This is a genomic window from Pantoea sp. GD03673 (assembly GCF_029844725.1).
Lineage (GTDB): Bacteria > Pseudomonadota > Gammaproteobacteria > Enterobacterales > Enterobacteriaceae > Pantoea.
On sequence record NZ_JAOCKJ010000002.1, the window covers coordinates 14,179 to 41,160 of the forward strand.

A 26,982-nucleotide genomic window follows, 5' to 3' on the forward strand; every position below is an offset into this window, starting at 1 on the left:
CCCTTCCCGCTGTTCACTCTCCCCCCGCAGCCTGACCTCTCACCTTCTGATTCTGCATTACACCACCATCCAGCGGCGCTGCTCCGCTGAGTGTACAATGGCTTCCAGCACCTTCTGCACCTGTAATCCCTCGGCGAAATCGGGCCACATGCGATCGCCTGCTGCGATGCCGTTGATGAGGTCGCGGATCTCTACCGTTTTCTGATCGTTAAACCCGATGCCGTGTCCGGCTGACACGCAGAAATTCGCATAATCAGGATGGGCTGGCCCGGTCAGGATAGTTTTAAATCCCTGCCGCCCGGCTGGCTCGTCATGCAGATAGAGTTCCAGCTCAGACATGCGCTCCTGGGTGTAGCGCAGCGTGCCTTTGGTGCCGGTGACAACATAGGTCAGTCCCATTTTTGCGCCACAGGCGATGCGCGACGTTTCAATCACGCCGTGTGCGCCGTTGCTGAAGCGCAGCAGCGCACTGGCCTGATCTTCGTTTTCAACCGGTAACTGCCGTGCAGGCGCTTTCGGGTCGGGCCGGGAGGTGATCACCGTCATCATGTCACCGCTGACCTCAGTGATATCACCGACAAGATAGTGCGCCATGTTCACGATGTGCGCCGCCAGATCGCCCAGCGCACCGGGACCGGCCAGGGCTTTCTGGCAGTGCCAGTCGAGGGGCGTTTCCGGTCTGGCGAGATAGTCCTCATTATGGGTGCCGTAGAAGTGCACCACGTCACCAATTTCGCCACCGGCAATGATCTCTTTCGCCAGCTGGCTGGTCGGGTTTTTCATGTAGTTAAAGCCGACCAAGGTTTTCACCCCTGCTGCTTCGGCGGCCGCCACCATCTCCTGCGCATCTGCCACGCTCAGCGACAGCGGCTTTTCGGAATAAACATGCTTGCCGTGGCGTATCGCCTCCAGCGCCATCTCTTTATGCAGGAAGTTGGGGGCACAGATATCCACCACATCAATTGCCGGATCACTGACCAGTGCGCGCCAGTCGCCGGTAGAACGCGCAAAGCCAAAGGTCGCCGCCTGACGCGCCGCCAGCTCAGGATTCACCTCGGCCAGCATCTCCAGCACGATTTCGCCTTTCAGCGCAAATACCGTGGGGGCCTGGGCATAGGCAATCGCGTGGCAGCGCCCGATATAACCGCTGCCAATCATGCCAATTCTGACTTTGTTCATTTCAACTCCACAGATTCAGTTCAGGGTTGAAATGGAATTTACGTTTCATATCTGCTGCTGACAAAGTCAGGATAAAGACTTTGTGACGCCCGTAAAAAACTATCCGGTTAAATCATGCGCACAGCCTTCTGGCAAGGGCTGCACTGCCCCGGAACACCTCATAAACACCTCAGTTTCAGTTTCTTTTTTTGCGGTGTCAGGCAGCCGTGCAGGTCTGACTTTCAACGTCTGAACCACCATTGTGGCGACTATTTCAGCAGTCGCGCTGATTTATGAAAAAGAGCTTTGACATGGCCCGGCGTGGCCGTTACTATGCGCCCCGTTCAAACGATTCCTCTGTAGTTCAGTCGGTAGAACGGCGGACTGTTAATCCGTATGTCACTGGTTCGAGTCCAGTCAGAGGAGCCAAATTCGAGAAGCCCGCTCAGGGAAACCTGAGCGGGCTTTTTACTTTTCATACGCCCGCTCACCTTTCTGCGTATGACACACTCCCTTCTGATTACCCGTCCTTCTGTATGACCAGCAATCTGACGTTTCAAAACCGTTAATCAGCAGAATAACCTCGCTAAAGCCCATAAAAAAACCCGCTGACAGCAGCGGGTTTCTGGTTTTTACAACGTCGATTATCAGATATCAAACCGATCCAGATTCATCACTTTGGTCCAGGCGGCAACAAAGTCTTTGACGAATTTTTCGCGGGCGTCGCTGCTGGCGTAAACTTCCGCCGAGGCGCGTAACACCGCGTTGGAGCCAAACACCAGATCAGCACGGGTCGCGGTGAAGCGGGTTTCGCCGCTAACGCGATCGCGTCCAATGAATTTCTCATTGGTTGAATCGGTGGCCTTCCACTCGGTGCGCATATCCAGCAGATTCACGAAGAAATCGGTGTTCAGCGATCCCACGTTGTGCGTGAAAATGCCGTGCTGGCTGCCATCAAAATTAGCGCCCAGCGCACGCATCCCGCCCACCAGCACCGTTAACTCCGGCACGGTCAGGGTCAGCTGCTGCGCCTTGTCGACCAGCAGACTTTCGGTGGTGGTTTTGCCAAAGCCGGTGCCGTAGTTACGGAAACCATCCGCACGCGGTTTCAGCAGGTTGAACGACTCAATGTCAGTCTGATCCTGACGCGCATCAACACGGCCCGGCGTAAACGGCACCTCGATTGAGACGCCAGCCGCTTTCGCTGCCTGCTCTACGCCGACCACACCCGCCAGCACGATGACATCGGCCAGTGAAGCCGTGTGAGCGTCGCGCTGAATGGCTTCCAGCGCTGGCAGCACGCGTGCTGCAACGGCATTGACGTCCCACTCACGCTGCGGCAGCAACGCCAGACGGGCACCGTTGGCACCACCGCGTTTGTCGCCGCCACGGAACGTTGACGCCGAGGCCCAGGCAACGGAGACCAGCTCGCTTGCGCTCAGACCGGATGCGGCAATCTTCTCTTTCAGCTGGGCGATATCTGCCACGGTTGGGTGATAAACCGGTGCAGGCAGCGGATCCTGCCAGATCAGATCTTCCTTCGGCACTTCCGGGCCGATATAACGCGCTTTTGGCCCCATATCACGATGCGTCAGCTTAAACCACGCACGGGCAAAGGCTTCGTTGAACGCCTGCGGATCGTTGTGGAAACGACGCGAAATTTTTTCAAACTCCGGGTCAAAACGCAGCGTCAGGTCAGTCACCAGCATGGTGGGTTTGTGTTTCTTCGCGGAATCAAACGCATCCGGGATAATATCCGGCGCATCAGCCGCGACAAACTGGATGGCACCCGCCGGGCTGCGCGTCTGAACCCACTCATATTTGAACAGGTTCTCGAAGAAGTAGTTGCTCCACTGGGTTGGCGTCTGAGACCAGATAACTTCCAGACCCGAGGTAATCGCATCTGCACCCACGCCCGTGCCGTGGCTGTTGACCCAGCCCAGGCCCTGCGCTTCGATGGGCGCGGTTTCAGGATCGACGCCAACGTGACTGGCCGGAGCCGCACCGTGGGTTTTGCCCAGCGTATGTCCACCGGCAATCAGTGCCACGATCTCTTCGTCGTTCATGCCCATGTTGCCAAAGGTGGCGCGAATCGCCGGGGCGGCAGAGGCAGGATCGCCGCTGTGTTCCGGGCCTTCCGGGTTCACGTAGATTAGACCCATTTCCGTCGCGCCCAGTGGCGACTGTGCCAGAGATTCCGGGTGACGATGTTCCAGCCAGGCCGCTTCTTCGCCCCAGTTCACATCCATATCCGGTTCCCAGACATCTTCACGTCCGGCACCAAAGCCAAAGGTACGGAAACCGGAGTTTTCCAGCGCAACGTTACCCGCCAGGATGTAGAGGTCGGCCCAGGAGATTTTCTGACCATATTTCTGTTTAATCGGCCACAGCAAGCGGCGCGCTTTATCCAGGCTGACGTTGTCCGGCCAGGAGTTTAACGGCGCGAAGCGCTGCTGACCACGGCCCGAACCACCGCGTCCGTCCACGGAGCGATAGGTTCCGGCGCTGTGCCAGGCCATACGAATGAACAGGCCGATATAGCTGCCCCAGTCTGCGGGCCACCAGGCTTGTGACTCGGTGAGCAACCCTTTGATGTCCGCTTTAAGCGCAGCGTAATCTAATCGGGCAAATTCTTTACGATAATCAAAGGATTCATCAAGCGGGTTCGAACGGGATGAGTGCTGGTTCAGCAGGTCAACCCGGAGTTGATTAGGCCACCAGTCACGGTTGGTTGTTCCGCCGCCCGGTGCCTGATTTGACTGCGGTGGCTTGCCCGCATGAAAGGGGCATTTGCCCTCAGGCGCTTCGCGATCGGCTTCAACAATAGGCTTTGCATCTTTTGCGTCTTCATCAACGGAATTGCTCATGGTCACACCTCTTTTTGTATTTTCATCGCTACTCTATAGAGGATTTTCAGGATCGCACACCTGTCTCATCCTATATGTTTGATAGCTTATCCCTTTGAATAAGGTTTGTTTCAACAGCTTCCAGCAATGGCGCAACGGATGTTAATACCCGGAATCATCAACGAAGCGGCATCGATGCTTATCAGACTATTCCGGCACAACCCGTTGCACAACCGTCTTATTTTATTGCCAGCCGGACAGCGGCCTGACTGAGATGACCGCACTTACTGGCTAAACCGGTGTAGTTACAGGGATGGACGGAACAGACGGGAAGCAGAAGCGGCAGAAATACAAAAGAGAAAATGATTAAAAAGCGTTAATGATTACAGCGGTGAATGGCAGGTTTAACAAAACAACAGAGCGCCCTGCAATGCAGGGCGCTCTGCGCCTTAACGCCAGCCGAGTTCCGGGGCGACATACTTCAGGATTGCCTCAATCACATGGGCGTTGTAAGCGACACCAAGCTGGTTAGGCACGGTGAGCAGCAGCGTGTCCGCTTCGGCAATCGCCTCATCCTGCGCCAGCTGCTTAATCAGCACTTCTGGCTCTGCGGCATAGCTGCGACCAAAGATGGCGCGGGTTTTCTCATCCAGGAAACCCACAGAATCCCGGTCGTTGCCGCTGCGGCCAAAGTAGGCGCGGTCCATATCATTCACCAGCGCAAAGATGCTGCGGCTGACGGAGACGCGCGGCGTATGCTGATGCCCCGCCGCTTTCCAGGCCTCACGGTAGGCGCGGATCTGCTTCGCCTGCTGAATGTGGAACGGCTCGCCGGTTTCATCATCTTTCAGGGTTGAACTTTGCAGGTTCATGCCCATTTTTGCTGCCCACTCTGCGGTAGCATTGGAACCGGAGCCCCACCAGATGCGGTCACGCAGCCCTTCAGAAAGCGGCTCAGGGCGCAGCAGGCCCGGCGGGTTCGGGAACATCGGCTGTGGGTTCGGCTTAGCAAAGCCTTCGCCACGCAGCACTTCCAGAAATTCTTCGGTGTGACGACGGCCCATGTCCGCATCGCTTTCACCTGCTTTCGGTTCAAAGCCAAAGTAGCGCCAGCCATCGATCACCTGCTCCGGTGAGCCACGGCTCAGACCCAGTTGCAGACGGCCATTGGAGATCAGATCTGCCGCGCTGGCGTCTTCCACCATATAGAGCGGATTTTCGTAGCGCATGTCGATGACACCGGTGCCGATCTCAATCTTCTTCGTGCGTGCTGCCACGGCAGCCAGCAGCGGAAACGGCGAGCTAAGCTGGCGGGCGAAATGGTGGACGCGGAAGTAAGCGCCATCTGCGCCCAGCTCTTCGGCAGCAACCGCTAGGTCGATCGATTGCAGTAACACATCCTGCGCGGTGCGGGTGGCGGACTGTGACGAAGGCGTCCAGTGACCAAAAGATAAGAAGCCAATATTTTTCATCTGTATTACTCCTGACAGGCGGTAAACGCCCGTGGGCATGAGGCGATTTTTGATAAAGAAAGGTTACCGCCTCCGCGCCGCCACTGATAGTCAATATCTTTCAGCGCTATGTTCAGGAATTTCGACATAGCCCGCCATTTATCCACGCTGTTTTTGACCGACCTTCCCTGCACATTTCAACCGGCCTCGCCAACGCTAAGACTGGTAAGCCCGGTCATGGCGTTTTAAGGTAGGGGTTTTCAGCAGAGGGAAAATGGGATGCGCATTCTGATGGCAGGTGCCGGGGCGACCGGCGGATATTTTGGTGCACGACTGGTTCAGGCGGGTCAGGATGTGACGTTTCTGGTCCGCGAACGGCGTTATCAGCAGTTGCAGGCCAGCGGTCTGGTGTTGCAGACGCCGCAAGGCACTGAAAAGATACAGCCGCAGCTGACCCAGGCCAGCACGCTGACGGGCCACTTTGATCTGATTATCGTAACGGTAAAGAGCTTTGCGCTTGAGCAGGCGATAGAGGACATTGCGCCTGCGGTCGGCCCGGACACGCTGATCATGCCGATTCTCAACGGCATGCGGCACATCGCCACGCTGCAACAGCGTTTCGGCGAGGATAAGGTGATTGGCGGCCTGTGCAAAATCAACGCCACGCTGGGTGATCAGGGCGACGTGATCCAGATGACGCCGCTGCATCAGATCTTTTACGGCGCGCTGGATGGCAACAACGACGCACGGCTGCAGCGGGTTGACGCGGCGCTGCGCGGCTGTCAGGTTGATACTCTATTCAGCGATAACATTATGGATGAGCTGTGGGAGAAGTGGCTGCTGCTCAGCACACTCGGTGCGGTCTGCTGTCTGGCGCGTGGCAACACCCAACAGGTTCTCACCTCACGCGGTGGCGAAGCGCTGTTACAGGGGATCTTCACGGAGATTCTGTCCGTCATCACTGCCGAAGGTTATCAGCCGCGTCCGGCGGTCACCGCCCGCATTTTTGAGCTGTTAAACAATCCGGCCACGCCGATGACCTCCTCCATGTACCGCGATCTCACTCAGGGCTATGATATTGAAGCCGATCAGGTCATCGGCGACCTGCTGCTGCGGGCGAAACGAAATGGCCTCGCTACGCCGCTGCTGAATGCGGTGGATGTGAATCTGCAGGTTTATCTGCAGCAGCGCTGAATAGCAGACTGCGCCAGCGGGTGTCGCCCTTGCCCCGGCTGGCGTAGCGATCGACGTATACGCAGCACAGCAGCAAATTTTGCTACACTCGTCGCTTCATCTTTTGGAGAGTTCAATGACTTCCCGCTCCGTGACCCTTGATGATGTCGCTCAACTGGCCGGCGTCTCATATCAAACCGTTTCACGTGTTTTAAACCGTTCTGAACAGGTGTCAGCCCGCACGCGGGAAAAGGTTGAGGCGGCGATGCAACAGCTCAATTATGTCCCCAATCGTGTGGCACAGCAGCTGGCGGGCAAGGCGACGCGCACGCTGGGTCTCGCCACCAGCGATCTGGCTCTGATGGCACCGGCGCAGATCGCCTCGGCGATTCAGCAGCGTGCGGCTGAGGCGGGTTATCATCTGGTGATAGCGATGGACAGCGGTCACGATGCGGCCGCTACCGTCAATGAACTGCTGGCACAGCGGGTTGATGGGCTGCTGATCAACCTGCCGCTGGATGCGGATGAAGCGCAACAGATCCAGTTGCTGTGCGGCGGCAAGCCAGCGCTGTTTCTGGATGTCGAACCGCAGGCGGCGGTGGCGCAGTGTCAGTATCCCAATGCGTCTGGCGCACGTGCTGCCGTTGAACACCTGGTGGCGCTGGGTCATCGTCAGATCGGTCTGTTAAACGGGCCGCTGCGCTCGGTGTCGGCCCGTCAGCGTGAAAATGCATGGCGACAGGCGCTGGCCGATCATCAGCTGACCCCGCACAGCTCGCTGCGCGGTGACTGGAGCGCCCAGTCGGGTTATCAGGCGCTGCTGGCGCAGTTACCCGACGATCTGCCGCAGGCGCTGCTGGTGGCTAACGATCAGATGGCGCTGGGTGCAATGCGGGCGCTGCATCAGTATGGTGTGGCGATTCCCGGCGAGATTTCCGTGATTGGTTATGACGATACCGCCGAAAGTGCGTGGTATCAGCCGCCGCTGACCACGGTGCGGCAGGATTTACGCTACCTTGGCGCACAGAGCGTGGAACGCATGCTGGCCCGGCTTCAGGGAGAAGCGTCTTCCAGCATCGCGCTGGAAACCACGCTGGTGATCCGTGAAACTACCGCCCCGCCAGCTGATCAGCAGGTCGATTACGTGGCGCTGTCCCGGCAGTTACAGGGGATTGCCCGCAGGCTGGCGGGTAAATAATTCTGCGCTGACACAGGCAATAAAAAACCCGCTCCACCGAAATGGATGCGGGTTGGCATGAAACGCAGGGCACATCAGCGCCCCGCTTTCATCATTCAGGCTTTCGGGTGTTCGCCCACGCCCATTGCTTTGATTTTTTTCGACAGCTCACGACGCTCTTTAGACAGGTCGGCGTTTTTGATGATGTACTCATCCACGCGGTCTTCATAATCCACACGCATGCTGGCGATGATTTCCTGAATAGCTTCAACGCTCATGCCTGGTTTGATGTATTCACTCAGGTTGTCGAGCAGCAGTACGCGCTTCTGGTTGTCGCGGATTTTCTTCTCGTTATCGACAATTTCACGCTGCAGTTTGTTTTTGCGGCGGAACATACGCACGAACTCCAGTACGTCCTGAAATGACTGCTTGGCATTTTCCATGATGGCACCTTTCTTTGAGCCTGCTGACGCAGGGAGAGAGTCAAAACGATCAGCTTAGCGGCTAGCCCGCCAGGTAAGCAATTTTCACAGCTAAATTCAGACTGGCTCTTATCTTAGCGCAAAGAAACCCTGTTTCACATTAAGTCATTGTCTGAGGTGATTATTTGCGCAGCGCCATCCGCATCAGATCCGTCATCCGTTCCAGCTGTTTCGCCAGTTCCAGCGTCAGCCAGACGTAGCCGTAAATCGGCGTCTCTTCCAGACCCTCGCTGCCCGCTTCGGCGATCAGCCGTCGCAGTTCGCCGCTGATTTCGGTCAGCTCATGGCTGTTGGCCACCACCTCTTCCGTTTCCCCCTCAATCGCCATCACCGACAGCGCCCGCAGCGTGTTCTCCGTCATCTGCTGCGTGCGGCGTAATGCGGGCGCGTTAAGCATAATCAGGTGGCTCTCGCGGGAGGCCCACCAGGCATTAATCTGCATCTCAATGGTGTAAACCATATTACGGTTTATGGTCTGAATCGCTTCAAACACCGACTTCGGGATGCGGGTCTCTTTACCCGACGGCTCCAGCAGCGCCCGCATTTTGATCACGCTGGTCAGCAATTTGCCCAGCGGCTTGTTCAGGCGCGGCTTTTCAACCAGGTTAGGCGAGAAACCGGCGTGATAAATCTTCGCCATCTCCGCCAGCGTGTCGGAGAGCTGAATGCGCCAGTGGGTATAGGCTCGCTGCGCCCAGATAGCGGTAAACAGCAGCGCCATCAGCGATCCCAGAATCACATCACCACCGCGCCACAGCGCCACGGTGAAGTCACCAGTCGGCGCACCAACGACTACGCTGAGCGTAATGCCGATCAGCAGCGCCATGTAGGGATGTTTGCCCAGCGTCAGGTAGCCGCTGATCACCATAATGATGCCGCACCAGGCCAGCATCACCGGCATCGAGATCAGCTCCAGCTTCAGGGCGATAAGGCCCGATATTGAGCCTGCTACCGTGCCGCAGATGCGCTGCAGGGCGCGGGGAAAAACATTTCCCCAGGTGGAGATAGGCCCCATCACCACCACCAGCGTGATCAGCGGCCAGGTGCCTTCCGGAATGCCGGTCGCCCGGACAAAGATAAAGCAGAGCAAAAAGGCGATGGCAATGCGCACGCCGTGGACGGAGCGGTAATGGCGATAAAACCAGAACTCCAGTTTTGATATGGGTTTATCAGGACGCAAAGTGACTTTCCGGTTGCGGGAACATAATCGGGCTATCTTAACCCTGAACGTCCCTCAGGCTTAGCGCGGGCGGGATATTTCAAAACAGTTTTGACGTTCGCTTACAATTATCAACATCCGTCTCACATACCTGACCGGAAGTGATGAACAACCTGATACGGCTTTGTAACCTTTGTCAGGTATCAGTAACAGGCTCTGAGCCAGTTGCGTCAATATGAAAACGGGCAGCCCGCAGGCTGCCCGTGTCAGTATTGCCAGACGGCTGATCAGAACTTCTGTTTGAGATAGTCCGTCAGACGGGTAATCACGCCTGCTGGCTCTACCGCGCTGAGCGCAACCAGCGGATAGTGAGCAATCTGCTGATCTTTATCCATCACCTGAATTTCACCAATCACCTCATTGGCTTTCAGCGGGGCTTCCAGATCCTTGCGATCGATGACGTACTTCGCCTTCACGTTCTGTACTTCACTGCGCGGCAGGGACAGATAGACATCCTCTGCGGTGCCCACATCGACCTGATGAGGATTACCGTACCAGACGTTTTCGCTTCCAATTTTTTTACCGGCGTGGAACAGCTGAACGGTATCAAAGGTGTTCTGACCCCAGACCAGCAGCTTACGCGCCTGCTCTTCGCGGCCTTTCGCGCTTTTCCCGCCCATGACGACGGCGATCAGACGATGTTTACCCACCACATTTGACGCGATGATGTTAAAACCGGCAGTCTCCGTGTGTCCGGTTTTCAACCCATCCACGTGGAGATTGTTGTCCCACAACAGGCCATTGCGGTTGTTCTGGGTAATGCCGTTCCAGGTCAGGGTCTTCTCGCTGTACATGGCATAAAAGTCTGGCTCACCGTCAATGATGGCGCGAGACAGCTTCGCCATATCGAGCGCGCTGGAGTACTGACCCGGCGCATCCAGACCATGAACCGTTTCAAAATGGGTATTCTGCAGGCCGAGCTTGTCAACATAGTGATTCATCATGCCGACGAAGTTCGCTTCGCTGCCCGCAACGTAATCCGCCAGCGCAACGCAGGCATCATTGCCGGAGTCGATAATGACGCCACGGCTTAAATCCCGGACGCTCAGCTTATCGCCGGGCTTCAGGAACATCAGGGAGGAGCCTTTGAACACCGGATTTCCCGCCGCCCAGGCATCTTTTCCAACCGTGACCATATCGTCACGGCTGATTTTCTTCTGGTCAATGGCGCGATCGACCACATAGCCGGTCATCAGCTTAGTCAGACTGGCGGGATTGCGCCGCTCATCGGGATTGCCGGCGGTCAGAACCTGTCCGGTCATCGCATCCATCAGCACCCAGGAAGCGGCATCGATCGCCGGTGGCGTCACAGGAAAGGGAATCGCATCAGCCTGCGCCAGCGAGGCCCAAAAAACAGTAGCGGTAACGGTGAACAGCAGACGCCTTTTCAACACTTCATCCTTAATTGCACGGGAGAGAAATTTCTAAAACGAAACGGAAACAGCCGCACGTTTTACGGCAAAAGCGTTGTGAAGGTTTGAATAAATTGAAAAAAAGTATGAACTGGAGCGTTTTCTGTCGGTCATCTTTATTGAATTATCACAGTCGGCTGGCTTTATCAGAATAATGAGGTGCAGATTGCACGTTGTGTAAAGAGCTGAGTGCTACGCAGACGCAGTGTGAAAGTGTGTATCAGGGCTTCCGCTTCTGGAATGAACACGGATTCTCCAAACGGGTTAATACATCTGAAACGGCGGTCGCAGAAGCCTGGCGGTTAAAAGAGGCATCAGACTGGCTAAACCCCTGACTTCAGACGTGCCACAATATGGTTTACCATACAGCCATAGCGTCAGATACTGCCCGGGGCCGCTATAATGGCTCTGCAACGCCGTACGAACAACAGCGCACATCAGACACAACGATCACAACTCATCCTGCTGCGCGCAGAGAAATTCAGAACGAACAGAAAGCCGCAGGCTTTCTGTTCATAAAGTCAGTGAACGCCATGAACGGATATGAAATTTGAATAACGACCGCGTACAGCCTACTTTCCTCTTCCACGATTACGAAACCTTCGGCACCAGCCCCTCTCGTGACCGGCCAGCCCAGTTCGCCGGACTGCGTACCGACAGTGCGTTTAATCCGGTTGGCGAGCCAGAAGTGTTCTACTGCCGTCCGCCTGATGATTATCTGCCACAACCGGAAGCGGTGATGATTACCGGCATTACCCCGCAGATAGCGATGAGTCGCGGCGTGATCGAATCAGAGTTCGCTGAACGCATCCATGCGCTGTTCACCACGGAGCTGACCTGTGTCGTGGGCTACAACAACGTGCGTTTCGATGATGAAGTCACGCGCAATATCTTCTATCGCAACTTTTACGATCCCTATGGCTGGGCCTGGCAAAATGGCAACTCACGCTGGGACCTGCTCGACGTAATGCGTGCCTGCTATGCATTACGGCCTGACGGGATCAACTGGCCGGAGAATGAAGAAGGCTTTCCCAGCTTCCGGCTGGAGCATCTGACCAAAGCCAATGGCGTGGCCCATGAAAATGCCCACGATGCGATGTCCGACGTTTACGCCACGCTGGCGATGGCGAAGCTGGTAAAAGAGAAGCAGCCGAAACTGTTTGAATTTTTGTTCACCCATCGTAACAAAAACAAGCTGATGAACCTGATCGACATTCCGCAGATGAAACCGCTGGTTCATGTCTCCGGCATGTTCGGAGCCGCACGCGGTAACACCAGCTGGATCGTCCCGCTGGCCTGGCATCCCGACAACCGGAATGCGCTGATCGTTGTGGATCTGGCGGGCGATATGTCACCTCTGCTGCAACTGGACGCCGACGCGCTGCGTGAGCGTCTTTACACGTCGAAAAACGACCTTGGCGATCTGCCTGCGGTGCCGGTTAAACTGGTGCATATCAATAAGTGTCCGGTGCTGGCACCTGCCAGTACGCTGCGCCCGGAAGATGCGGCCCGGCTGGGCATTGATCGCCAGCACTGTCTGGCGAATCTGGCGCTGCTGCGTCAGCAGCCTGAGGTGCGGGAAAAACTGGTTACGCTGTTTGCTGAAGCGGAGCCGTTTACCCCGTCGGATGATGTGGACACGCAACTTTATGATGGGTTCTTCAGTGATGCTGACCGCGCCGGGATGAATATCATTCGTCAGACCGCGCCCGCGAATCTGCCCGCGCTGGACCTGAGCTTTGAAAGTGCGCGGGTGGCGAAACTACTGTTCCGCTACCGGGCGCGTAACTTCCCCGGCACGCTGGATGATGCCGAGCAGCAACGCTGGTTGCAGCATCGCCGTGAAGTGCTGAATGGTGATCGGGTGCAGGCGTTTATGCAGGAGCTGGAGGGACTGGCCAATCTGCATGAAGCTGATGAAGAAAAACTCGGGCAGCTCAAAGCGCTTTATCTCTATGTTCAGGAGCTGGTCTCCTGAATCACGGAGAGGCACGGACCCGGCATCCCCTGCCGGGTCTGTGCATCTCTTGCCGCCGTCTGAATCAGAACAGCGTCCACGCCAGCCACGTCAGCGCAAAACCGCCTAGCCCCATTATCGTTGTCAGCACCGTCCAGGTGCGCAGGCCGTCTGCTACCGACAGCCCGAGATAACGGGTCACCACCCAGAAGCCCGCATCGTTCACATGCGACAAGCCCAGGCCGCCGAAACAGGCCGCCAGGGTGACCAGCACCCGTTGCATATCGGTGACGCCGGTCACGGCCTGGGTCAGCAGGCCGCTGGTCGTCAGAATCGCCACCGTGGCGGACCCCTGTGACGCACGCAGCGCCAGCGACAGGATAAACGCCGCAGGCACCAGCGGCAGATGCAGCGTTTCGAGCGTGACCGCCAGCGCTTTACCTACGCCCGACTCCACCAGAACTTTGCCGAAAGCCCCGCCCGCGCCCGCGACCAGAATCACGCTGGCTGAGGCTGGAATGGCCCGGCCGGTCAAATCCTCCAGCTTATCTTTGCTCCAGCCACGCCGCACGCCCAGCAGCCAGGCGGCCAGTCCTAAAGCAATCAGCAGGGCAATCGGCGGCGTGCCAATCACGGTCATGACGTTGCGCAGCAGACTGCCTTCAGCCAGCAGCGTATGAGACAGGGTTCCCAGCACGATCAACACAATCGGGACCACAATCAGACCGCTGATAGAGAGCGCGCCAGGCGGTGCCGGTTCATGCTTCTTTTCCTGTCCCTCCGGCTTCGCCATCTGCAACTGTTCCAGCACCTCAACAGACAGATGGTAATGGCGACGATTCATGACTTTCGCCACGTAGTAACCCATGATCCCGACCGGCACGGAAATCGCAATACCCAGCATCATGAGCCAGCCCATGTCGGTGTGCAGGATCCCGGCTGCGGCTGCCGCGCCCGGATGGGTCGGCAGCGCCACATGTACCGTCAGCATCACACCCGCCATCGGCAGACCAAACTTCAGCGGTGAGACCCGGGCCACTTTCGTAAAGCCATAGATCAGCGGAATAACAATGATAAAGCCGACTTCGAAAAAGACCGGGATGCCCAGGATAAAGGCCGCCATAGTCAGTGCCGCAACGGTTCGCTTCAGCCCCAGCGTTTTACTGAAGCGTTGCGCCAGCGACTCCGCCCCGCCGGAAGCTTCAATGATCGCACCGAGCATGGCACCCAGCACGATGATGATGGTGATGTGACCGAGCAACCCGCCCATCCCGGTGATGATGGTTTCCATGATTTTCTCAGCCGGAATACCGGTCGCGATGGCCACCAGTAAGCTGACAATCAACAGGGCGACAAACGGATGAACTTTGGCTTTGATGACCAGCAGCAACAGGATCACGATGCTGGCGGTCGCTATGGCTAACAGCAGTGCGGTGGACATAGTAAACCTCAGAGATTGTTATAGTTTTTGGGTTATTGGCGTACAGGGAAAGCAGATGCCGGGCCGGATAAAGGGCGAGCAGATCCCTGCCGGTGCCGCAACACCGGCGTTATCAGCCCGTTAAATCAGGTTTTTTTCGCCCAGGGCGCAAACCAGCCAAGGCCAGCCGTAGCGCTGCCACGCGGAATATATTCGCAGCCGATCCAGCCGGAATAGCCCACCTCATCCAGCAGCGAGAAGAGCCAGGGATAGTTGACTTCCCCCTCATCCGGCTCATGGCGATCGGGCACCGAGGCAATCTGCACATGCCGGTAGCATCCGGCATAGTGGCGAATCAGATGGCTGAGGTTGCCATCCACCCGCTGTGCATGGAACAGGTCGAGCTGAGTAAAGACATTCGGCCGGTCGATCTGTCCGACCATCTCCAGCGTCTGATACTGACTGGCGTAGAGATAGTTGGGTTTGGTTGTGGGATTCAGCGCTTCTATCAGCAGGCTGATGCCGTGTGGCGCAAAGCGCTCTGCGGCATAGCGCATGTTGCTGATAAAGGTCTCAACGTAGCGCTGACGGTCGGCACCGGGCGGCACCGTCGCCGCCATGATGTGAACCTGTGGGCAGTTCAGCGCCAGCGCATAGCTCAGGGCACGGTCGATATCCGCCTTTGCTTCCGCTTCACGTCCGGGGATGGCTGAAACGCCCCACTCCCCCGCCGCAACGTTGCCCGGTGCGGTATTGAAAAGCACCAGTTGCAGCTGGTTATCATCGAGCCACTGTTTTATCTGCGTGGCGGGATAGTCATAGGGAAACAGAAATTCTACCGCCGTGAAACCCGCAGCCGCCGCTGCAGCAAAGCGTTCCGCAAAAGGATATTCATTAAACTGTGTCGAAAGGTTAGCAGCAAACTTCGGCATTATCGGCTCCTGAGTTCTGCCACGTCGGCGTCACTGAGATAACGGATTGGGCGGTCGCCCAGCGTAAAGATCAGGCGGGCGGTCTCCTCCAGTTCTTCCGTGTTGTCGGCCGCTTCCTGTAACGATTTGCCCACCACCACCGGGCCGTGATTGGCCAGCAGAAAGGCGCGATAACGCGGCGCCAGCGCCGCCAGATCCCCGGCCAGCCGCCCATCGCCCGGCTTGTAGTAAGGGACGACCGGCACATCCCCGACCCGCATCACCACATAGGGCGTGAACGGACGAATGCAGTTCTCTGTATCCAGCCCCTGTAAACAGGAGAGCGCGGTCAGGTAGTGGCTATGCAGATGGACAACGGCCCTGCAGTCGGGGTTGTTCAGGTAGAGTGCGCGGTGAAACGCAATCTCTTTGGAGGGTTTATCGCCGGAGAGCCATTCACCTTCAGGCGTGACTTTAGACAGGCGCGCACCCTGTAATTCCCCCAGGCAGGAGCCGGTCGGTGTCGCCAGCAGATTGCCATCCTCCAGTAACAGTGAAAGGTTGCCCGCCGAGCCGGTGGCATAGCCGCGCTGAAAGAACGACGCACCAAGACGCACCATCTCGTCCCGCGCCTGCTGCTCCGTAAAAGAGTACGATTCAGACATAGGTAAACTCCGTTTGCGCACGGCGGAAGAAGTCTTCGTCGCCAAAGTTGCCCGATTTCAGTGCCAGGGAAAGCGGCTGATGAATGTCGCGAACCCAGGGCACGCCGGGCGAAATTGTCGGACCAATGTGAAAGGCGGTGACGCCGAGGCTCTGCGCCACCACGCCAGAGGTTTCCCCGCCCGCCACGATGAAGCGCTGCCAGCCACGCCTTTTCAGCTCGCGGGTGACGGCGGCAAACAGCTGCTCAACGGCTTCGCTGCTGGGCTCGGCACCATAGCGCTGCTGGATCGCCTGCAACTGCTGCGCGTCCGCGGTGGCAAAAAGCAAAGGTGCCAGCGGCTGATGGCGATTGGCTTCCACCCAGTCGCACAGCTGTCGGGCATACCCCTCAGCATCTTCCAGGCAGCGTTCAACCGCCACTTCACAGGCCGGTGCCTGCTTGCGGTACGCGGCAACCTGACGATGGGTCATCTGTGAGCAGGAGCCGGACAGCACCACGGCGCGATCGCCCTGCGGACGGCCTGCCTGCTCTGCCTCTGCATCCGTCTTCACCGTCGACCACTGTCGTGCCAGCCCGATAGCCAGCCCGGAACCGCCGGTGACCAGCCGCATATCACTGAGTGCTTCACCCAGCGTCAACAGATGCGCATGATGCAGGGCGTCAGTGACAACGTAGTTGATGCCCTGCTCTGCCAGCTGGCCCAGCGCCTGACGCACTGCCCCGGCACCCTGATCGACCTGTGCCGCCGCGATCAACCCGGCTTTGCCGGTGGCCTGCGATGTCATCAGACGCAGCAGGTTGCTGTCATGCATCGGTGTGACCGGATGGTGCCGCATCCCGGAGTCTGACAGCAGCTGATCGCCAGCAAACAGATAGCCCTGATAGACGGTGCGGCCATTCACAGGCAGTGCCGGACAGATGACGGTCTGTGTCTCACCCAGTGCATTCAGTAATGCGTCGGTCACCGGACCGATGTTGCCCTGTGCGGTGCTGTCGAAGGTTGAGCAATATTTGAAATAGAAGCGCTCGCAGCCCTGCTGCTGTAACCACGCCAGCGCGGCCAGCGATTGCTCAACAGCCTGCTCTGCCGGGCAGGAGCGGCTCTTCAGGCTGACCACGATCGCCTGAGCATCTGTCACGACTTCACTGGCGGGAATGCCGTTGACCTGAATGGTGCTCACCCCGTTCTGCACCAGAAAACTGGCGATGTCAGTCGCACCGGTAAAATCATCTGCGATTACGCCATAACGCATCAGCGTTCCTCCTTTGCCTGCGGAAGCGTAATGCCGCTGAAGATCTTGATCACTGCACTGTCATCTTCACGGCCATAACCAGCGTTGCTGGCTTCAGTGAACATATTGAGCGCAGTGGAGGCCAGCGGCAGCGGGAAGTGCAGCGATTTCGCGGTCTCAGCCACCAGGTTAAGATCCTTCACAAAGATATCGACCGCCGATTTCGGGCTGTAGTCGCCGTCTACCACGTGCTTCATGCGGTTTTCAAACATCCACGAATTACCGGCGGCATGGGTGACCACTTCATACAGGGTTTCCAGCGGAATACCGGCTCGTGCCGCCATCGCCATCGCTTCTGCACCCACCGCGATATGCACGCCTGCCAGCAGCTGATGAATAATTTTGACGGTTGAGCCCAGACCGATCTCACTGCCCACGCGATACACCCTGGCCGCGACGGCATCCAGAACCGGCTGCAGCTGCGCAAAAGCAGCGTCACTGCCTGAAGCCATCACCGTCATCTCACCGCTGGCGGCTTTGGCGGCACCACCCGAGACCGGCGCATCCAGCATCAGCAGCTGATGTGCGGCCAGCTGCTGTTCAATCTGCTGTGCGTCACTGGCTGACAGCGTGGACGAAACCATGACCACGGTGCCGGGACGCAGTTTTTCGGCCAGGCCGTTTTCACCAAACAGAATGGCATTAACCTGCTGTGCATTGACCACCAGCAGCAAAACGGCATCCAGTTTATCGGCAAATGCCGAGGCGGAGGTCTGCGCATCACGCGCCCCGGCCTGGCGCAAGCTCTCCAGAGCTGCGGGATTCAAATCAACCCCCCAGGTGTTGAGACCGGCGCGCAGACAGGATGTTGCGGCCCCCATGCCCATAGAACCTAACCCGATAACGCAGATGTTTTCAGCTGGCACGTTACACCTCCACTGTTAAATTAAGTGATTATTTGTTTGTTACTGTTAATCCTGCCAGCTTCCTGCCGGTAAAAATGTGTTACCTCTCACAAAAAAACATCACAGATGTGAACGGGAACAATTTTTAACACCGTTTGATTTCCTGCTCATGCGGGACGCTGGCGGGGTCCTTGCAGTTACCGACGCGGCTTCAACTGTTGTTTTTTGTTCTGGTTAACCGGCAGATCCTCTATAATGTGAAAAAATGGTAATTATCAGGGAGCAGATATGATTCCGGTTGAACGTCACCAACAGATTCTGGCGCTGGTCGCCGATCGGGGCGTGGTGAGCATTGCAGAACTCACGGAGCGGCTGGGTGTGTCTCACATGACCATTCGCCGTGATGTGCAGAAACTGGAGGAACAAGGTGCCGTGCTGTCGGTTTCCGGCGGCGTGCGCTCTGCCGATCGTCTGGCGGCAGAACCGTCACATCTGACGAAAAGCGGCCTCTACAACGATGAAAAACGCGCCATTGGCCGCACCGCTGCCCGGTACATACCCCGTAACAGCTGCATCTATCTGGATGCCGGGACCACGACGTTAGCCCTGGCACGGGAAGTTGTGGATCGTGATGATTTGCTGGTGGTGACCAATGATTTTATGGTGGCGAATCTGCTGATGGAGGCGAGTCAGTGCCGGGTGATCCACACGGGCGGCACCGTATGCCGCGAGAACCGCTCCTGCGTCGGGGAGTCGGCGGCCCGCAGCCTGCGTCATCTGGCCATTGATATTGCCTTTATTTCCGCCTCCTGCTGGGGGCCGCGAGGCTTGTTTACGCCGGACGAAGATAAAGTGATGGTAAAGCAGGCAGTGAGTGAAGTGAGCAGCAAACGGGTGTTGCTAAGTGACAGTTCGAAGTACAACAGGATAGCGACGTTTCTGGCTTTACCGCTGGAGAGGTTTGATCAGGTGGTGACAGACAACAGACTGAGCGAGGCGGGGCGGGAGCTGTTAAGTGCGGGCAGCTGGGAACTGGTGCTGGCCGGTTAAGCGGTTGCCGCCTTCCCTGACATCCGGGAAGGCGGCAACACCGCATTTGCGATTACACTTCTTCGCTGAACTGCGGCACCGGATTACGGAAGCTGCGGGTCACGAATGCCAGGTAGATAATCCCGATGGCCGCCCAGATCAGGCCCAGCACCATTGAACTCTCTTCCAGATTCACCCACAACGCACCGACCGTCATCGCGCCGAGCAGCGGCAGCAACAGATACTGAACGTGATCTTTCAGCGTGCGGTTACGCTTCTCACGGATCCAGAACTGCGCGATAACCGACAGGTTCACAAAGGTAAACGCTACCAGCGCACCGAAGTTAATCAGCGCGGTCGCGGTTACCAGGTCAAAGTTAATTGCCATCAGCGCAATCGCACCCACCAGCAGCACGTTGAGCGACGGGGTACGCCATTTTGGATGGATGTAACCGAAGAAACGCTCCGGGAATACACCATCACGGCCCATCACATACATCAGACGCGATACGCCAGCGTGCGCCGCCATGCCGGATGCCAGTACCGTGACCACCGAGAAGATCAGGATACCGACCTGCAACGCTTTACCGGCCACGAACAGCATGATTTCAGGCTGTGAGGAGTCCGGGTCCTGGAAGCGCGTGATGTCCGGGAAGTAGAGCTGCAGGAAGTAAGAGGCCGCGATAAAGATCACCCCGCCAATCAGCGCCGTCAGGAAAATAGCGCGTGGAATGGTGCGTTCTGCATCTTTGGTCTCTTCCGACAGCGAACTGATGCCATCAAAGCCGAGGAACGAGAAGCAGAGTATCGTCGCACCGGTAATCATCGGCACCACGTGCGCATTCTCAGACCAGAACGGACGGCTGCTTACCAGCGTGCCGGAACCGACGCCGCTTGCCACACCGTAAATCACCATCCCGGTGATCCCGACCATGACAATGACCTGCAGCACCACAATGACACTGTTGAAATTGGCGACGGTTTTGATGCCCTTGAGGTTGGAGAGCGTCATAAACCCGACCAGCAGCACCACGAAAATCCACGACGGGATACCCGGCACCAGCGATTCGAAATAGTTTTTTGCCAGCAGAATGTTGATCATCGGCATGAACAGGTAGTCCAGCAGCGATGACCAGCCGACCATAAAGCCGACGTGCGGACTGATCGCTTTCTGAGCGTAGGTATAAGCGGAGCCCGCAGAGGGGAAGCGGCGTACCAGCTTACCGTAACTCACAGCAGTGAACAGAATCGCAATCAGCGCGAAAGCGTAAGCCGTGGCAACGTGACCATCGGTCAGACCGGAAACAATACCAAAGGTATCGAACAGGGTCATAGGCTGCATGTAGGCTAAGCCCATCATGACGACCGGAAGTAACGTGAGTGTCTTTTTGAGTTGCGCACGCTGCGGTGCGGCGGAGGTATTAAGCGACATGCTTCAGTCCCCCTTGTGCGACAACCTGGCTGGGCTGGGTCACAGGGCAACTGCGCATTAAGCGACAGGGAGTAAGGTTAGCGGTTGACGCGGCGCCGTAGTCATCACGAAAACGCGTACCAGCGTTGGCTGGCAGAGTGAAAAACATCCCCATCTTTGTAGTCCTCAATCTCACGCTTACGCGTGTTTTCAGTGTTTATCTATCCGGGTGCGTGCCCGGCCTCGGTTAAGTCAGCAAAAACGCTCTGTTGAAACTGGATGCAAAAAAATAACCGGCGCGGTAAGCGTCGGTTATGGTCTGATTTTGCAGGCCGCGTATTCTGCCCTAACCCGTGGCAGGAATTCAAGCCGTTGGGGCATCTTATGCAAAAAAAAGCGCGACAGTACCGCACTGAAAAGGCTGTCAGGCGTTTTTCAGCATCCAGTCTATTTCCGTGGCGGTAATCAGCCGTTCAAACTGCATCAGTTCATAGTTCTTGCAGCTGTGCCAGACGCTGGCAAAACGTTCGCCCAGTAATTTTTGCAGCGGATAGCTGTTGTCAAACTCATACAGCGCATCGCTCTGACGGATTGGCAGTGCCAGCCCCTCAGCATGATGACCGTTACCGGTGACCGGATGCGGCAACGGCAGCTGCGTATCCAGCCCATGCAGCATCCCGGCCAGAATCGCCGATACCACCAGATAGGGGTTGGCATCTGCGCCCGCCACCCGGTACTCAATGCGGTGGTTGTCGATGTCCCCGCACGGCACGCGCAGTGCCACGGTCCGGTTGTTATGACCCCACGACGCCTGCAACGGAACATAGGCCTCCGGGACAAAGCGGCGATAGGCATTCACATTGGGTGCCAGCAGCGCCATCGACGCAGGCATCAGGTCGATCATGCCAGCCAGCGCACGTTTCATCAGCGGCGAATCGCTGCCGTCATCACAGGCGAAGGCGTTATGATCGGCGGCGTCCAGCATGCTGATGTGCACGTGCATGCCGCTGCCCGCATACTCTTCGTAGGGCTTCGCCATAAACGTTGCGGTCATGCCGTGATTTTCCGCTACCTGACGAATCAGGCGCTTCAGCTGCACGGCATGATCGCAGGCGCGCAGCACGTCACGGGTGTGATGCAGGTTGATTTCAAACTGTCCGGGAGAGGCTTCCGCCAGCGCGCCATCCGCCGGTATGCCCTGCTGACGGGCCAGATCGTCAATATCGCGCAGGACATCAGCGAAATGATCAAGGTTATCGACCGAGTAGACCTGGCTTTGCATGTTGCGTTCATCACTGCCTGGCGAACAGGGCGGCTGGATAAAGCCTTCAGCATCGCGCTTTTTGTCCACCAGATAGAACTCCAGCTCTACCGCTACCACCGGAAACAGCCCCCGGTTACGCAGCTGTTGCCACAGCCGGTTGAGGACATTTCGGGGTTCAACGTCAAAGGGAGTGCCATCTTGGTTGCACATGGTTAACAGCAGTTGCGCAATGTGTTGAGGGTCAGAGGCGGAGGGAACTAAGGTGCCGCTAACGGGCAGGCAGAGATTATCAGGTTCGCCAAGAGACTGGCCGAGCCCCGCTTCTTCTACCGTGTTGCCGAGGATATCCATGGCAAACACCGAGGCGGGAAAATAACACCCTTTTTCCAGCTTAGGCAGCGCGGAGACCGGAATGCGCTTGCCGCGAAACACACCATTTAAATCATTTAACAGGATGTCGACATACTGCGTTTCAGGATGGCGCTCCAGCCAGGTTTTCACCTCAAGCTGGAACGCGCTGGTTCGTTTCTCTTCACTGTGAAGCATGAAGTCTTCCACTTCTACCAGGTTAGTCATGATCTCACCCGCCCCTATTAGGTTTGCGTAATGCTCAAAATAACAGCCACACCACTAACATAGCGCCAACATAAAAAGTGTGCAAATGTAACAAATCTGTTTGAAGAACAAACAGCAGATTGCTAGATTGAAAAAATATTGCACACTTAACCGCCAGACGTGCCCTTTCGGTAGATATTTCGACCAGCGATGCGAGGACGTGAGATGGGCATTATTTTTGACAAACCGTTGATTGGCGTAGTGATGTGCCAGAAGGAACAGGGCGGCCATCCGACTCAGACGGTGCATAACAAATATATCGATGCGGTTGTCCTGGCGGGCGGCGTGCCACTCGCCCTGCCCCAGAGTCTCATCAATGCCCCTCATCTATCAGAAAATGCTATGGCTGTGCTGGATGGCCTGCTGCTGACCGGCAGTCCCAGCAACATCGAACCCTGGCATTATGGCGAGGCCGGTGAGGAGCCGCATGCCGATCCGGGCCGCGACCGTCTTGCTTTTCAGCTGATTACCTGGGCCACCAGCCACAAAATGCCGATATTGGGCATCTGCCGGGGACTGCAGGAACTGGTGGTGGCGAACGGCGGCAGCCTGTGGCGAGACCTGAGCGGGCAGTCTGGCTTTCAGCGTCATCATGAAGATGAGACGCGCCCCCTGGCTGAGCAGTATGCGCCGGTGCACCCCGTCACTCTCGAACCTGATGGCCTGCTGGCAACGCTGCTGGACAGCAGCCATCCGCTTGCGGTCAATTCTCTGCATCATCAGGGCGTTCGCGAGCCGGGGCCGCAGTTGCGCATTGAAGCGCGTGCGCCGGATGGCCTGCCTGAGGCGGTAAGTCTGCGTCATCACCCTTTCGCGCTCGCGGTGCAGTGGCATCCCGAGTGGCAACCGGAAACGACGCCAGGTTCGCAGGCGCTGTTCAGCGGCTTTATTCAGGCTGCCATTCATTATCACAGGGGAAAAGAAGATGAGTGATGCCACGCTGGCACCGGGACGGCGGCTGGCGCAGATCCGGCAGACGATGGGGCTGTCGCAACGTCGGGTTGCTGAACTGGCCGGACTGACCCACAGCGCCATCAGTACCATTGAGCAGGATAAGGTCAGCCCGGCGGTCAGCACCCTGCAGAAGCTGCTGAAGGTTTATGGGCTGTCGCTGTCAGAGTTCTTTTCAGACCTTAAACCGGATGCAGAGCCGAAGGTGATTGTCCGCGCCAGCGATCTGCTGGAGATTGGCAGTCAGGGGGTTTCACTGAAGCTGATCGACAACGGCAGGACACAGCGCACGCTGGGTATGCTGCTGGAAACCTATCAACCCGGTGCCAGCACAGGCGAAAAACTGCGTCATCCGGGCGAGGAGACCGGCACGTTGCTGGAAGGTGAAATTACGCTGGTCATTAACGGACAGCAGTTTCATCTCTCCGCCGGTGAGAGCTACGTTATTGATACCGGCTTGCCGCACAGCTTTACCAACCGTGCTGAAATCCCCTGCCGCATTGTCAGTGCCCACACGCCAGCCAATTTTTAGGCGCATCCAGGAGGTTGTTATGAATTATGTGGAGAGTTATTACGCTGCGACTGCCAATCCGCATGCGCCCTGGCCAACCTTACAGGAGAGCATTCAGTGTGACGTCTGTATTATTGGCGGCGGTTTCACCGGTCTTTCGGCGGCGCTGCACCTGACCGAGGTGGGCTACGACGTGGTGGTGCTGGAAGCGGCGCGGGTCGGCTTTGGTGCCAGCGGGCGTAACGGCGGTCAGGTGGTGAACTCCTACAGCCGCGACGTGGATGTCATTGAACAGCGCTACGGAAAAGAGAGCGCCCGCATGCTGGGCAGCATGATGTTTGAAGGCGCGGCGATCATCCGCGATCGCATTGATCGTTATGCGATTGACTGCGATTACCGGCCTGGCGGTATTTTTGCGGCGCTGAATGCGCGTCAGATGGCGCACCTGCAAAAACAGAAAACGCTGTGGCAGCAGTACGGGAATCACGATCTGGAGCTGCTCGATGAACGGGGCATTCGCCGCGAAGTCGCCACCGAACGTTATGTCGGCGGGCTGCTGGACCGGCGCGGCGGTCATCTGCATCCGCTGAACCTGGCGCTGGGTGAAGCGGAAGCGATCCGGCGGCATGGCGGGCGCATTTATGAACAGTCCGCGGCAACAGATGTGGTATATGGCACCCCTAACCGGGTAAAAACGGCGCAGGGTGAGGTCAGCGCGACGTTTGTGATCTTCGCCGGTAACGCCTATCTCTCACCGCAGCTGGAGCCGCGTCTCAGCAGGAAAAGCATGCCGTGCGGCTCGCAGATTGTGGCAACCGAGCCGCTGTCACGAGACCAGGCACTGTCGCTGATGCCGAACAATTACTGTGTGGAAGATTGTAACTACCTGCTGGACTACTTCCGTCTGACCGCAGACAACCGGCTGCTCTATGGTGGCGGCGTGGTTTATGGCGCACGGGAACCGGCTGACATTGAAGCGTTGATTCGGCCTAAGCTGCGCCGTACGTTCCCGCAGTTGCAGAACGTGAAGCTGGACTTCAGCTGGAGCGGCAATTTCCTGCTGACGCTCTCGCGCATGCCGCAGTTTGGCCGCCTGGAGAAGAATGTCTATTTTATGCAGGGCGACAGCGGTCATGGCGTGACCAGTACGCATCTCTCCGGCAAGCTGATCAGCGAAGTCTTACGCGGCGACGCCGAGCGTTTTGACGCCTTTGCCCGTCTGCCCCACCTGCCTTTCCCCGGCGGCAGACGGTTTAAGGTGCCGCTGACCGCGATGGGCGCGGTGTGGTATGCCCTGCGGGATAGACTGGGGGTATGAGTTGATTCGTTTCCCCACTCTCAGTAAGACTTACTCATGTGGCGTTGCCATTGATACCGGATATTTAAACTCCCGGAGAGGCAGAGAATGCATAACGCAGAGTAGATTGCTCCGGTGAACCCAATGTGCAATGGGCGCAGTTTCAGTTACTGCCAGGCCTGACTGATTCGCCTGACGTTAATTTTTTCGAATCAATGTTCCAGGCGGTAGCGGGCGCATTTTTGCTGCTTAAGCGGAATACCTTTCGCATGACTGAAAGTGCATTCTTCGCACATCCAAATCCTGCTCCAGATGCATATAACCACTCTCTGCATGAATTAGCATAACGGCTTTAACAATTTCTTGATCCTGACGCTGCCAGGTGTCAGGATTTGCACCTCACTTTTTACATAACTTTGCCATGCTGAAACTTTTTGCACGATACATGTCAGTTGGTGTGATTAACACGCTTATTCATTGGGTTACCTTCGCCATCTGTGTAGAGAAGGGGTTGCAGCAGTCACTGTCCAACTTTATTGCATTCTGCGTTGCTGTCACCTTCTCTTTCTTTGCAAACGCAAAGTGGACGTTCAGTTCAGAAGCCACAACGATCCGCTACATCATGTATGTGTTTTTCATGGGCATGGTTGCCGTCATGATTGGCTCCTATGCTGACCGCATGAAGGTCAATCCGGTCGTAACCCTTATCGTCTTCTCAGCAATAAGTCTGGTATGTGGCTTTGCCTATTCGAAATACATCATTTTCCGAGATAAGAAATGAAAATATCGCTTGTTGTTCCCGTCCTGAATGAGCAGGAAGCCCTTCCTGTTTTCTACGAGACGGTTAGAAATTACACGCCGCTTGCAGATGATGAAATTGAGATTGTTTTCATTAACGATGGCAGTACAGACAATACTGAATCTCAAATTCAGGCGATCATGAAAAATGACGCTTTAGTCAAATATGTTTGCTTTACCCGAAATTTTGGCAAAGAACCTGCCCTGTTTGCAGGTCTTGAGGCGTCGACAGGAGATGTGGTTATTCCTATCGATGTAGACCTGCAGGATCCGATCGAGGTTATCCCGCTCCTTATTTCTAAGTGGAAAGAAGGCGCAGATGTTGTGCTGGCTAAACGGGTTGATCGCTCATCCGATAGCCATCTGAAGCGTAAAAGCGCTGAATGGTTCTACAAATTACACAACATGATCAGCAAACCGCAGATCGAAGAGAATGTGGGTGATTTCAGGCTGATGTCCCGCCATGTGTTGGATAACATCAAGCTTCTGCCTGAGCGAAACCTGTTTATGAAAGGCATCCTCTCATGGGTGGGTGGAAGAACAGAGGTAGTCGAATACACGCGCGCTGAACGCGTCGCTGGATCGACAAAATTCAATGGATGGAAACTCTGGAACCTTGCGCTGGAAGGTATAACGTCATTCTCTACGTTTCCTTTACGCATGTGGACCTATATCGGTTTCTTCGTCGCCGGGCTGTCGTTCTTTTACGGCGTATGGATGATTGCCGACAAGCTGATCTGGGGAAATCCTGTAGCCGGTTATCCATCAATTCTGGTTTCAATTCTTTTCCTGGGTGGCGTTCAGCTAATAGGAATCGGTGTATTGGGTGAATACATTGGTAGAATCTATATCGAGACTAAGCAACGACCCAGATATATTATTAAGAACGAGTGATAATGCAACTGGTAGTAATATTAAAAGCGAATGCTAGAAAACAATACGGAAATTTTATGAGTTATGTTTTCATGTGAGGGTAAAAAACATGAATGTTCTTCATTTTTAAAAAACTCAGCCCTCAAATATATTTAACATTGAAAAAGAGAAATCTCTACATTGAATGCTATAATATACGTCAGGCATTCTTAGATGAATTTCA

Annotated in this window: 22 protein-coding genes and 1 tRNA gene; 10 read left to right on the plus strand and 13 right to left on the minus strand. The window is 56.4% G+C overall.

Annotated features, from left to right (window positions below):
* Nucleotides 1-57 precede the first annotated feature (57 nt).
* Complete coding sequence (locus N5J69_RS03540; protein ID WP_279768124.1) at nt 58-1,179, minus strand: Gfo/Idh/MocA family oxidoreductase; 1,122 nt, start codon at nt 1,177-1,179, stop codon at nt 58-60.
* Between the two features lie 332 nt (nt 1,180-1,511).
* Between N5J69_RS03540 and N5J69_RS03545 the strand changes: the two genes are divergently transcribed.
* Nucleotides 1,512-1,587 (plus strand) — tRNA-Asn (locus N5J69_RS03545).
* Nucleotides 1,588-1,805: 218 nt separating this feature from the next.
* On the opposite strand, the gene katG is transcribed toward N5J69_RS03545, so the two are convergent.
* Nucleotides 1,806-4,025, minus strand: a complete 2,220-nt coding sequence (katG, locus tag N5J69_RS03550; RefSeq protein ID WP_279768125.1) for a catalase/peroxidase HPI — start codon at nt 4,023-4,025, stop codon at nt 1,806-1,808.
* A gap of 428 nt (nt 4,026-4,453) precedes the next feature.
* The gene (locus tag N5J69_RS03555; protein ID WP_279768126.1) at nt 4,454-5,476 is read right to left on the minus strand and encodes an LLM class flavin-dependent oxidoreductase; all 1,023 of its coding nucleotides are present in this window, start codon (nt 5,474-5,476) and stop codon (nt 4,454-4,456) included.
* A 258-nt stretch (nt 5,477-5,734) separates the two neighbouring features.
* Here N5J69_RS03555 and N5J69_RS03560 point away from each other — a divergent pair, with 258 nt between their 5' ends.
* Both N5J69_RS03560 and N5J69_RS03565 read left to right on the plus strand, forming a co-directional pair.
* Nucleotides 5,735-6,649 carry a ketopantoate reductase family protein gene (locus N5J69_RS03560; protein WP_279768127.1) on the plus strand — a complete coding sequence of 305 codons (915 nt, stop codon included), beginning with the start codon at nt 5,735-5,737 and terminating at the stop codon, nt 6,647-6,649.
* 115 nt (nt 6,650-6,764) lie between these two features.
* Nucleotides 6,765-7,826 (plus strand): LacI family DNA-binding transcriptional regulator, encoded by a 1,062-nt coding sequence (locus tag N5J69_RS03565; RefSeq protein WP_279768128.1) that lies wholly within the window; start codon nt 6,765-6,767, stop codon nt 7,824-7,826.
* A gap of 95 nt (nt 7,827-7,921) precedes the next feature.
* Here N5J69_RS03565 and tmaR read toward each other — a convergent pair whose 3' ends face one another.
* The 3 genes from tmaR to dacD all read right to left on the minus strand — a co-directional run bounded on the left by tmaR (nt 7,922) and on the right by dacD (nt 10,897).
* Entirely contained in the window at nt 7,922-8,248 is a 327-nt protein-coding gene (gene tmaR / locus N5J69_RS03570) for a PTS system regulator TmaR (protein ID WP_004571340.1), read from the minus strand.
* A 160-nt stretch (nt 8,249-8,408) separates the two neighbouring features.
* Complete coding sequence (locus N5J69_RS03575; RefSeq protein WP_279768129.1) at nt 8,409-9,467, minus strand: FUSC family protein; 1,059 nt, start codon at nt 9,465-9,467, stop codon at nt 8,409-8,411.
* 266 nt (nt 9,468-9,733) lie between these two features.
* A complete protein-coding gene (dacD, locus tag N5J69_RS03580) occupies nt 9,734-10,897 on the minus strand; it encodes a serine-type D-Ala-D-Ala carboxypeptidase DacD (protein ID WP_279768130.1) in 1,164 nt (387 codons plus the stop codon).
* Nucleotides 10,898-11,468: 571 nt separating this feature from the next.
* Here dacD and sbcB point away from each other — a divergent pair.
* The gene (gene sbcB / locus N5J69_RS03585; protein ID WP_279768131.1) at nt 11,469-12,896 is read left to right on the plus strand and encodes an exodeoxyribonuclease I; all 1,428 of its coding nucleotides are present in this window, start codon (nt 11,469-11,471) and stop codon (nt 12,894-12,896) included.
* A 64-nt stretch (nt 12,897-12,960) separates the two neighbouring features.
* Here sbcB and N5J69_RS03590 read toward each other — a convergent pair whose 3' ends face one another.
* From N5J69_RS03590 to ltnD, 5 genes are all read right to left on the minus strand, one after another.
* Nucleotides 12,961-14,316: a GntP family transporter gene (locus N5J69_RS03590; RefSeq protein WP_279768132.1), complete on the minus strand. Its 1,356-nt coding sequence runs from the start codon at nt 14,314-14,316 to the stop codon at nt 12,961-12,963.
* A gap of 125 nt (nt 14,317-14,441) precedes the next feature.
* A complete protein-coding gene (locus N5J69_RS03595; protein WP_279768133.1) occupies nt 14,442-15,227 on the minus strand; it encodes an HPr family phosphocarrier protein in 786 nt (261 codons plus the stop codon).
* Nucleotides 15,227-15,871, minus strand: a complete 645-nt coding sequence (locus N5J69_RS03600) for an aldolase (RefSeq protein ID WP_279768134.1) — start codon at nt 15,869-15,871, stop codon at nt 15,227-15,229. The genes N5J69_RS03595 and N5J69_RS03600 overlap by 1 nt, the downstream gene beginning before the upstream one ends.
* Nucleotides 15,864-17,126 carry a 3-oxo-tetronate kinase gene (gene otnK, locus N5J69_RS03605; protein WP_279768136.1) on the minus strand — a complete coding sequence of 421 codons (1,263 nt, stop codon included), beginning with the start codon at nt 17,124-17,126 and terminating at the stop codon, nt 15,864-15,866. The genes N5J69_RS03600 and otnK overlap by 8 nt, the downstream gene beginning before the upstream one ends.
* Complete coding sequence (gene ltnD, locus N5J69_RS03610; protein ID WP_279768137.1) at nt 17,126-18,031, minus strand: L-threonate dehydrogenase; 906 nt, start codon at nt 18,029-18,031, stop codon at nt 17,126-17,128. Before ltnD ends, otnK begins: the two co-directional genes overlap by 1 nt.
* 267 nt (nt 18,032-18,298) lie before the next feature.
* Here ltnD and ygbI point away from each other — a divergent pair, with 267 nt between their 5' ends.
* Complete coding sequence (gene ygbI / locus N5J69_RS03615) at nt 18,299-19,060, plus strand: DNA-binding transcriptional repressor YgbI (protein ID WP_279768139.1); 762 nt, start codon at nt 18,299-18,301, stop codon at nt 19,058-19,060.
* A 52-nt stretch (nt 19,061-19,112) separates the two neighbouring features.
* Here the strand turns inward: ygbI and N5J69_RS03620 are convergent, their stop codons facing one another.
* Entirely contained in the window at nt 19,113-20,471 is a 1,359-nt protein-coding gene (locus tag N5J69_RS03620) for an APC family permease (protein ID WP_013358429.1), read from the minus strand.
* A 403-nt stretch (nt 20,472-20,874) separates the two neighbouring features.
* Nucleotides 20,875-22,290: a glutamine synthetase family protein gene (locus tag N5J69_RS03625; protein WP_279768140.1), complete on the minus strand. Its 1,416-nt coding sequence runs from the start codon at nt 22,288-22,290 to the stop codon at nt 20,875-20,877.
* 204 nt (nt 22,291-22,494) lie between these two features.
* Between N5J69_RS03625 and puuD the strand changes: the two genes are divergently transcribed.
* The 5 genes from puuD to N5J69_RS03650 all read left to right on the plus strand — a co-directional run bounded on the left by puuD (nt 22,495) and on the right by N5J69_RS03650 (nt 26,780).
* Nucleotides 22,495-23,262 carry a gamma-glutamyl-gamma-aminobutyrate hydrolase gene (gene puuD, locus N5J69_RS03630; protein WP_279768141.1) on the plus strand — a complete coding sequence of 256 codons (768 nt, stop codon included), beginning with the start codon at nt 22,495-22,497 and terminating at the stop codon, nt 23,260-23,262.
* Nucleotides 23,255-23,812 (plus strand): HTH-type transcriptional regulator PuuR, encoded by a 558-nt coding sequence (puuR, locus tag N5J69_RS03635; RefSeq protein ID WP_279768142.1) that lies wholly within the window; start codon nt 23,255-23,257, stop codon nt 23,810-23,812. Before puuD ends, puuR begins: the two co-directional genes overlap by 8 nt.
* A 19-nt stretch (nt 23,813-23,831) precedes the next feature.
* Nucleotides 23,832-25,109: an FAD-binding oxidoreductase gene (locus tag N5J69_RS03640; protein ID WP_279768143.1), complete on the plus strand. Its 1,278-nt coding sequence runs from the start codon at nt 23,832-23,834 to the stop codon at nt 25,107-25,109.
* A gap of 400 nt (nt 25,110-25,509) precedes the next feature.
* Entirely contained in the window at nt 25,510-25,869 is a 360-nt protein-coding gene (locus tag N5J69_RS03645) for a GtrA family protein (RefSeq protein ID WP_279768699.1), read from the plus strand.
* The gene (locus N5J69_RS03650) at nt 25,866-26,780 is read left to right on the plus strand and encodes a glycosyltransferase family 2 protein (RefSeq protein WP_279768144.1); all 915 of its coding nucleotides are present in this window, start codon (nt 25,866-25,868) and stop codon (nt 26,778-26,780) included. The genes N5J69_RS03645 and N5J69_RS03650 overlap by 4 nt, the downstream gene beginning before the upstream one ends.
* Nucleotides 26,781-26,982 lie beyond the last annotated feature (202 nt).